At 56.2% G+C, this 7725-nt stretch carries 6 protein-coding genes, 1 tRNA gene and 2 pseudogenes; all 9 read right to left on the bottom strand.

Annotated features, from left to right (window positions below):
• Positions 1 to 3818, bottom strand: a pseudogene (gene rpoB / locus Q8O69_RS20270) (DNA-directed RNA polymerase subunit beta); the annotation flags it as partial.
• A gap of 219 nt (positions 3819 to 4037) precedes the next feature.
• Positions 4038 to 4403 (bottom strand): 50S ribosomal protein L7/L12, encoded by a 366-nt coding sequence (gene rplL / locus Q8O69_RS20265; protein ID WP_090256280.1) that lies wholly within the window; start codon positions 4401 to 4403, stop codon positions 4038 to 4040.
• Between the two features lie 79 nt (positions 4404 to 4482).
• Complete coding sequence (rplJ, locus tag Q8O69_RS20260; RefSeq protein ID WP_069522397.1) at positions 4483 to 4983, bottom strand: 50S ribosomal protein L10; 501 nt, start codon at positions 4981 to 4983, stop codon at positions 4483 to 4485.
• A gap of 200 nt (positions 4984 to 5183) precedes the next feature.
• The gene (rplA, locus tag Q8O69_RS20255; RefSeq protein WP_274087698.1) at positions 5184 to 5879 is read right to left on the bottom strand and encodes a 50S ribosomal protein L1; all 696 of its coding nucleotides are present in this window, start codon (positions 5877 to 5879) and stop codon (positions 5184 to 5186) included.
• Entirely contained in the window at positions 5879 to 6310 is a 432-nt protein-coding gene (gene rplK / locus Q8O69_RS20250; protein WP_069522401.1) for a 50S ribosomal protein L11, read from the bottom strand. The genes rplA and rplK overlap by 1 nt, the downstream gene beginning before the upstream one ends.
• A 116-nt stretch (positions 6311 to 6426) precedes the next feature.
• Positions 6427 to 6960 carry a transcription termination/antitermination protein NusG gene (gene nusG, locus Q8O69_RS20245; RefSeq protein ID WP_090256278.1) on the bottom strand — a complete coding sequence of 178 codons (534 nt, stop codon included), beginning with the start codon at positions 6958 to 6960 and terminating at the stop codon, positions 6427 to 6429.
• A gap of 9 nt (positions 6961 to 6969) precedes the next feature.
• The gene (gene secE / locus Q8O69_RS20240) at positions 6970 to 7338 is read right to left on the bottom strand and encodes a preprotein translocase subunit SecE (protein ID WP_275963613.1); all 369 of its coding nucleotides are present in this window, start codon (positions 7336 to 7338) and stop codon (positions 6970 to 6972) included.
• A gap of 43 nt (positions 7339 to 7381) precedes the next feature.
• A tRNA-Trp gene (locus Q8O69_RS20235) sits at positions 7382 to 7457 on the bottom strand.
• Positions 7458 to 7511: 54 nt separating this feature from the next.
• Positions 7512 to 7725: pseudogene (locus Q8O69_RS20230) on the bottom strand (elongation factor Tu); the annotation flags it as partial.

Raw genomic sequence — 7725 nt, 5'->3', positions numbered from 1 at the left:
GGCTGCTGAGTAACCAGGCTGTAGGAACCCGTGGAACGCGCGTGCATCTTGTCGTCCACCAGGTGGTTCAGTTTCAGCATGTACATGTAGCCAACGGTGGTCGGACGCTCGAACTGGTTGCCCGTACGACCGTCGATCAGGCGCATCTGGCCGCTTTCTGGCAGATCCGCCAGTTTCAGCATGGCCTTGATTTCGCTTTCCTTGGCACCGTCGAACACCGGGGTGGCCATTGGCACACCACCTTTGAGGTTGTGCGCCAAGCGAAGGATTTCCTGATCGCTCAGCTCATCCAGGCTTTCCTGACGACCGCCGATCTCGTTGTAGATCTGCTGCATAAACTTGCGCAGCTCAGCGACCTTGCGTTGCTCTTCGAGCATGCGGTTGATCTTCTCGCCCAGACCTTTGGCCGCGAGGCCCAGGTGGGTTTCGAGGATCTGACCGACGTTCATACGCGACGGTACGCCCAACGGGTTCAGTACGATGTCCACCGGCGTACCGTGGATGTCGTGCGGCATGTCTTCAACCGGCATGATCACCGAGACCACACCCTTGTTACCGTGACGACCGGCCATCTTGTCGCCCGGCTGGATGCGGCGACGGATTGCCAGGTAGACCTTGACGATCTTCAGCACGCCTGGAGCCAGGTCATCGCCCTGCTGCAGTTTGCGCTTCTTGTCTTCGAACTTGTCGTCGAGCAGCTGACGGCGGTCGGAGATGTAGGCCTGGGCCTTTTCCAACTGCTCGTTCAGTGCATCGTCAGCCATGCGCAGCTTGAACCACTGGCCGCGCTCGAGGCCGTCGAGGAACTCGTCGGTAACTTCTGCGCCCTTCTTCAGGCCAGCGCCGCCTTCGGCTTTCTTGCCAACCAGAGCGGAACGCAGACGTTCGAAGGTTGCGCCTTCAACGATGCGGAACTCTTCGTTGAGGTCCTTGCGGATCTCGTCGAGCTGGCTCTTCTCGATAGACAGGGCGCGCGCATCACGCTCAACGCCGTCGCGGGTGAAGACCTGCACGTCGATAACGGTACCTTTGGTGCCAGTCGGCACACGCAGGGAGGTGTCTTTAACATCAGACGCCTTCTCACCGAAGATCGCACGCAGCAGCTTCTCTTCCGGAGTCAGTTGGGTTTCGCCTTTTGGCGTGACCTTGCCGACCAGAATGTCACCTGGGCCCACTTCAGCGCCGACATACACGATGCCTGCTTCGTCCAGCTTGTTCAGCGCCGATTCACCGACGTTCGGGATGTCGGAAGTGATTTCTTCCGAGCCGAGCTTGGTGTCACGCGCCACACAGGTCAGTTCCTGAATGTGGATGGTGGTGAAACGATCTTCTTGCACCACACGCTCGGAGAGGCAGATGGAGTCTTCGAAGTTGTAACCGTTCCACGGCATGAACGCGACGCGCATGTTCTGACCCAGTGCCAGTTCACCCATATCGGTGGACGGGCCGTCGGCCAGGATGTCGGTGCGCTCAACCTAGGCACCTTTGGTCACCAGCGGACGCTGGTTGATGCAGGTGGGCGGGTTGGAGCGGGTGGAGTTGGTCAGGTTGTAGATGTCGACACCGGCTTCGCCAGTTTCAACTTCGTCGTCATTGACGCGAACTACCACACGGCTGGCATCGACGGAGTCGATCACACCGCCACGGCGAGCCACGACGCACACGCCGGAGTCGCGCGCCACGTTGCGCTCCATGCCGGTACCTACCAGCGGCTTGTCAGCGCGCAGGGTTGGTACAGCCTGACGTTGCATGTTCGAACCCATCAACGCACGGTTGGCGTCGTCGTGCTCGAGGAACGGGATCAACGAAGCGGCAACCGAAACTACCTGCTTAGGCGATACGTCCATCAGGGTGACGTCTTCAGGCGCTTTAACGGTGAATTCGTTGAGGTGACGTACAGCCACCAACTCATCAACCAGCTGACCTTTGTTGTTCATGGTCGCCGAAGCCTGGGCGATCACGTGATCGGCCTCTTCAATGGCGGACAGGAACACGATTTCGTCGGTAACCAGGGTGTCTTTCACCACACGGTACGGGCTCTCGAGGAAGCCGTACTGGTTGGTGCGCGCATAGGCTGCCAGGGAGTTGATCAGACCGATGTTCGGACCTTCAGGGGTCTCGATCGGGCACACACGGCCGTAGTGGGTCGGGTGTACGTCACGGACTTCGAAGCCAGCACGCTCACGGGTCAGACCGCCCGGGCCAAGAGCCGAAACACGGCGCTTGTGGGTGATCTCGGAGAGCGGGTTGTTCTGGTCCATAAACTGCGAGAGCTGGCTGGAGCCGAAGAACTCTTTCACCGCCGCCGCAACCGGCTTGGCGTTGATCAGGTCCTGCGGCATCAAGCCTTCGCTTTCAGCCATCGACAGACGCTCTTTGACCGCACGCTCAACACGTACCAGGCCAACGCGGAACTGGTTCTCGGCCATTTCGCCGACGCAGCGAACACGACGGTTACCCAGGTGGTCGATGTCATCGACGATGCCTTTGCCGTTACGGATGTCGACCAGGGTCTTGAGAACCTCGACGATATCTTCCTTGCTCAGCACGCCCGAACCTTCGATCTCGGTGCGACCGATACGACGGTTGAACTTCATCCGGCCTACGGCCGACAGGTCGTAACGCTCGGCGCTGAAGAACAGGTTGTTGAACAGGGTCTCGGCAGCATCCTTGGTTGGCGGCTCGCCAGGACGCATCATGCGGTAGATCTCGACCAGCGCTTCCAACTGATTGGTGGTGCTGTCGATCTTCAGGGTATCGGAGATGAACGGGCCGCAATCGATGTCGTTGGTGTACAGCGTTTCGATGCGCACAACCTGAGCCTTGACCACTTTGGCCAGGATCTCGACGTTCAGCTCGGTGTTGCACTCAGCGATGATTTCGCCGGTAGCCGGGTGCACGATGGCCTTGGCCGAGGTGCGACCGATCAGGTAGTCGATCGGCACTTCCAGCTCTTTGATGCCGGCCTTGTCCAACTGGTTGATATGGCGTGCGGTAATCCGGCGGCCTTGCTCAACGATGACCTTGCCTTTGTCGTCGAGGATGTCGAGGACGGCAATTTCACCACGCAGACGCTGCGGAACCAGTTCCAGGTTGAGGGATTCGCCCTTAACGTGGAAAACGTTGGTCGCGTAGAACGCGTCCAACACTTCTTCAGTGCTGTAGCCCAGCGCGCGCAGCAGCACGGAAGCCGGCAGCTTGCGACGACGGTCGATACGCACGAACACGGCGTCCTTCGGATCGAACTCGAAGTCCAGCCAGGAGCCGCGGTAAGGAATGATCCGCGCCGAGTACAGCAGCTTGCCCGAGCTGTGCGTCTTGCCACGGTCGTGGTCGAAGAACACGCCTGGGGAACGGTGCAACTGGGAGACGATAACGCGCTCGGTACCGTTGATAACGAAGGTACCGTTCTCGGTCATGAGCGGAATTTCGCCCATGTACACTTCTTGCTCTTTGATGTCCTTGATCGCTTTGTTCGACGATTCTTTGTCGAAAATGATCAGACGGACTTTTACCCGCAGCGGTACGGCATAGGTCACGCCGCGCAGCGTACATTCCTTGACATCAAAAGCCGGCTCGCCCAAGCGATAACCGACATACTCCAGAGCAGCATTGCCGGAATAGCTGATAATCGGGAAAACAGACTTGAAGGCCGCATGCAGGCCAATGTCGCGGAACTGGTCCTTGGTCGCCCCTGCCTGCAGGAATTCGCGATACGAATCCAGCTGGATGGCCAGGAGATAAGGCACATCCATGACATCCGGCAACTTGCTAAAGTCCTTGCGGATACGTTTTTTCTCAGTATATGAGTAAGCCATCAGCGTTCCCCAGCTTGGTCACCTGCTTATTTGGCCCCTCCGACGGGAGTTGCCAGAAACTCTTGCAAACCCTAGGTTTGCGCCGCCACATCGGGCGGGTATTTCGCGCCCCAGGCCAGCGAATGATTCGCCGACCTAGAACGGAAAAAGGCCGGTGGCAAAAGCCACCAGCCATCAGCCTTACGCGAGTCGCTTCGGCTGTAGACGCAAGGTCGTCGCTTACTTGAGCTCGACTTTGGCGCCAGCTTCTTCCAAAGCAGCTTTGGCTTTGTCAGCTGCGTCTTTCGCAACAGCTTCCAGAACCATGGCAGGAGCGCCGTCAACGACAGCCTTGGCTTCTTTCAGGCCCAGACCGGTCAGTTCACGAACTGCCTTGATCACGTTTACTTTCTTCTCGCCGGCTTCAACCAACATCACGTTGAATTCGGTTTGCTCTTCAACAACAGCGGCAGCAGCAGCTGGGCCAGCAGCGGCAACAGCAGCGGTAACGCCGAAGGTTTCTTCCATTGCTTTGATCAGTTCAACAACTTCCAGAACGGTTTTCTGGCCGATTGCTTCGATGATTTGTTCGTTAGTCAGAGACATGACTTTAAATCCTGTATTGGGGTGACAGCCTACGCAGCCATCAAATTAAACATATGATTTTGAAAGAGTTTGCGTTGCCTTAGGCAGCGGTAGCTTCTTTCTGGTCGCGAATGGCCGCCAGAGTACGAGCCAGCTTGCTGGTAGCGCCTTGGATCACGCTCATCAGCTTCGCAATAGCTTCGTCGCGAGTTGGCAGCGAAGCCAACACGTCGATCTCGTTTGCTGCGAGGAACTTGCCCTCAAACGCAGCTGCCTTGATCTCGAACTTGTCCTGACCCTTGGCGAACTCTTTGAAAATACGAGCAGCAGCGCCCGGATGTTCCTTGGAGAATGCAATCAGGGTCGGGCCTTTGAACACGTCGTTGAGGACCGAGTACTCGGTGCCTTCAACAGCGCGCTTGAGCAGGGTATTACGTACAACACGTACGTATACGCCAGCTTCGCGGGCCTCTTTACGGAGTCCGGTCATCGCGCCTACAGTCACACCACGGGCATCAGCCACGACAGCGGACAGGGCGACTTTGGCAGCCTCGTTGACTTCAGCGACGATGGCCTTCTTGTCTTCGAGTTTAATTGCCACGGGTAAAACTCCTGCTTGTTACCGTTTCATCTGGCCTAAGCCGGATGTCGTTTTGGTGTCTGATTCGGTAAGGAACCGGGAGCACCATCTGCGTAGGCTGTTAATTTAAGACTTGCGCCACCTACGGTCTTGGATAGCCCCCGCAAAGCAGGGACCCCAAAGTGTCGAAACAGCGCAATCGCTTGCGCTGCTTCTATGTATTACGCGTCGAGCGAGCCTTGATCGATGATCAGACCTGGGCCCATGGTGGTGCTCAGGGTTACGCGCTTGACGTAGATGCCTTTGGAAGTCGATGGCTTCAGACGCTTGAGGTCAGAAATCAGCGCTTCAACGTTCTGCTTCAGCTTCTCGGCATCAAAACCAACCTTGCCAACGGAACCGTGGATGATGCCGTTCTTGTCAGTACGGAAACGTACTTGACCAGCTTTGGCATTCTTCACAGCGGTAGCCACGTCAGGAGTCACGGTACCGACTTTCGGGTTAGGCATCAGGCCACGTGGACCGAGCACTTGACCCAGCTGACCAACAACGCGCATTGCATCCGGGGAGGCAATTACTACGTCATAGTTCAGGTCGCCGCCTTTCATTTCAGCAGCCAGATCGTCCATACCTACGCGGTCAGCGCCGGCAGCCAGAGCGGCTTCAGCAGCTGGACCCTGGGTGAACACGGCAACGCGAACGCTTTTGCCCGAGCCGTTCGGCAGCACGGTAGCGCCACGAACAACCTGGTCGGATTTACGCGGATCAACACCGAGGTTGACGGCGATATCTACCGACTCAGAGAACTTAACTGCAGACAGTTCAGCCAGCAGAGCGGCCGCTTCAACAAAGTTGTAAGCCTTACCAGCTTCAACTTTCTCAGCGATTGCCTTTTGACGCTTGGTCAACTTAGCCATTACACACCCTCCACGTTGAGGCCCATGCTACGAGCGGAGCCGGCGATAGTACGCACAGCTGCATCCATATCAGCGGCAGTCAGATCAGCCTGCTTGGTTTTGGCGATCTCTTCCAGCTGAGCACGAGTCACAGTGCCAACCTTAACGGTGTTCGGACGAGCCGAACCGCTGGTCAGGCCAGCAGCCTTCTTCAGCAGAACCGAAGCAGGGGTGCTTTTGGTTTCAAAGGTGAAGCTACGGTCGCTATAAACAGTGATGATCACTGGAGTCGGCAGACCAGGTTCCATGCCCTGGGTACGGGCGTTGAACGCCTTGCAGAATTCCATGATGTTCACGCCGTGCTGACCCAGAGCTGGGCCGACAGGTGGCGACGGGTTGGCTTGTGCAGCCTTTACTTGCAGCTTGATATAAGCCGTAATTTTCTTAGCCATGAGCTACTCCAGTTTTGGGTTCTAGCGCCTTTCGGCTCCCCAGTTATTGCCTATTTATCCCAGTGACGACAAAACCCCGCAGCCCAGGGCTGCGGGGTAAGGGATGCTTATGTCAGTTATGCCTTCTCGACCTGACTGAACTCCAGCTCGACCGGTGTAGAGCGACCAAAAATAGTCACTGCCACCTGGATACGGCTCTTTTCGTAATTCACTTCTTCTACAACACCGCTGAAATCGGCAAACGGACCATCGGTCACGCGCACCATCTCACCCGGCTCAAACAATGTTTTCGGCTTCGGCTTGTCACCACTATCGGCAACGCGACGCAGAATGGCATCGGCTTCTTTCTCGGTAATTGGCGCAGGTTTATCTGCGGTACCACCGATGAAACCCATGACGCGCGGAGTGTTCTTGATCAAATGCCAAGTAGCTTCGCTCATCTCCATCTGCACCAGGACATAGCCCGGAAAGAACTTACGCTCGCTTTTACGCTTCTGGCCGTTCCGCATCTCTACTACTTCTTCAGTAGGGACCAGAATTTCACCAAAAACATCTTCCATACCAGCAAGCTTTACACGCTCTACCAGCGAGCGCATAACATGCTTCTCGTAACCCGAGTAAGCATGCACAACGTACCAACGCTTAGCCACGGGACACCCTTAGCCGACAATCAACGAAACAAGCCAACCAAGCAGGGAATCTAAACCCCACAACAAAAGCGCCATAACCAAAACAACAGCCACAACGATCAACGTTGTCTGCGTGGTTTCCTGGCGAGTTGGCCAAACGACCTTACGAATTTCAACGCGAGCTTCTTTTGCCAACACCCAAAAGGCCTGACCTTTTGCTGTTTGCAGGGCAATCACACCAGCCAATGCTGCAACCACCAGCAAGGCAAGAACGCGATACAGAATAGGCTCAGCAGAGAAATACTGATTACCGACTACGCCTGCGATTACCAGAGCAGCAACAACGAGCCACTTAAGCAGATCGAAGCGAGAGTCTTTGGCTTCAGCCTTAACATTCATCTACTAATATCCTGTAAAAAGACGCGCCAAATTCTAGGGAAAATGGCAGGTCAGGAGGGAATCGAACCCCCAACCTACGGTTTTGGAGACCGTCGCTCTGCCAATTGAGCTACTGACCTAAAAACTGAATCAGGCCGACCATTATGCCGGCCCGATCAAAACAGATCAATCGATTACGCGATGATCTTGGCTACGACGCCGGCGCCGACGGTACGACCGCCTTCACGAATGGCGAAACGCAGACCCTCTTCCATTGCGATGGTCTTGATCAGAGTGACAGTCATCTGGATGTTGTCACCTGGCATTACCATCTCAACGCCTTCCGGCAGTTCGCAGTTACCAGTTACGTCAGTAGTACGGAAGTAGAACTGAGGACGGTAGCCTTTG

Source organism: Pseudomonas sp. (assembly GCF_030690725.1).
Taxonomy (GTDB): domain Bacteria; phylum Pseudomonadota; class Gammaproteobacteria; order Pseudomonadales; family Pseudomonadaceae; genus Aquipseudomonas.
The sequence above is the reverse complement of the archived record's forward strand: the minus strand, read 5'-3'. Positions and strand labels throughout refer to the sequence as shown.

Excerpts from the sequence above, each read along its gene's own strand:
- rplL (WP_090256280.1), bottom strand. The coding sequence starts at position 4,403 with ATGTCTCTGACTAACGAACAAATCATCGAAGCAATCGGCCAGAAAACC.
- rplA (WP_274087698.1), bottom strand. The coding sequence starts at position 5,879 with ATGGCTAAGTTGACCAAGCGTCAAAAGGCAATCGCTGAGAAAGTTGAA.
- rplK (WP_069522401.1), bottom strand. The coding sequence starts at position 6,310 with ATGGCTAAGAAAATTACGGCTTATATCAAGCTGCAAGTAAAGGCTGCA.
- secE (WP_275963613.1), bottom strand. The coding sequence starts at position 7,338 with ATGAATGTTAAGGCTGAAGCCAAAGACTCTCGCTTCGATCTGCTTAAG.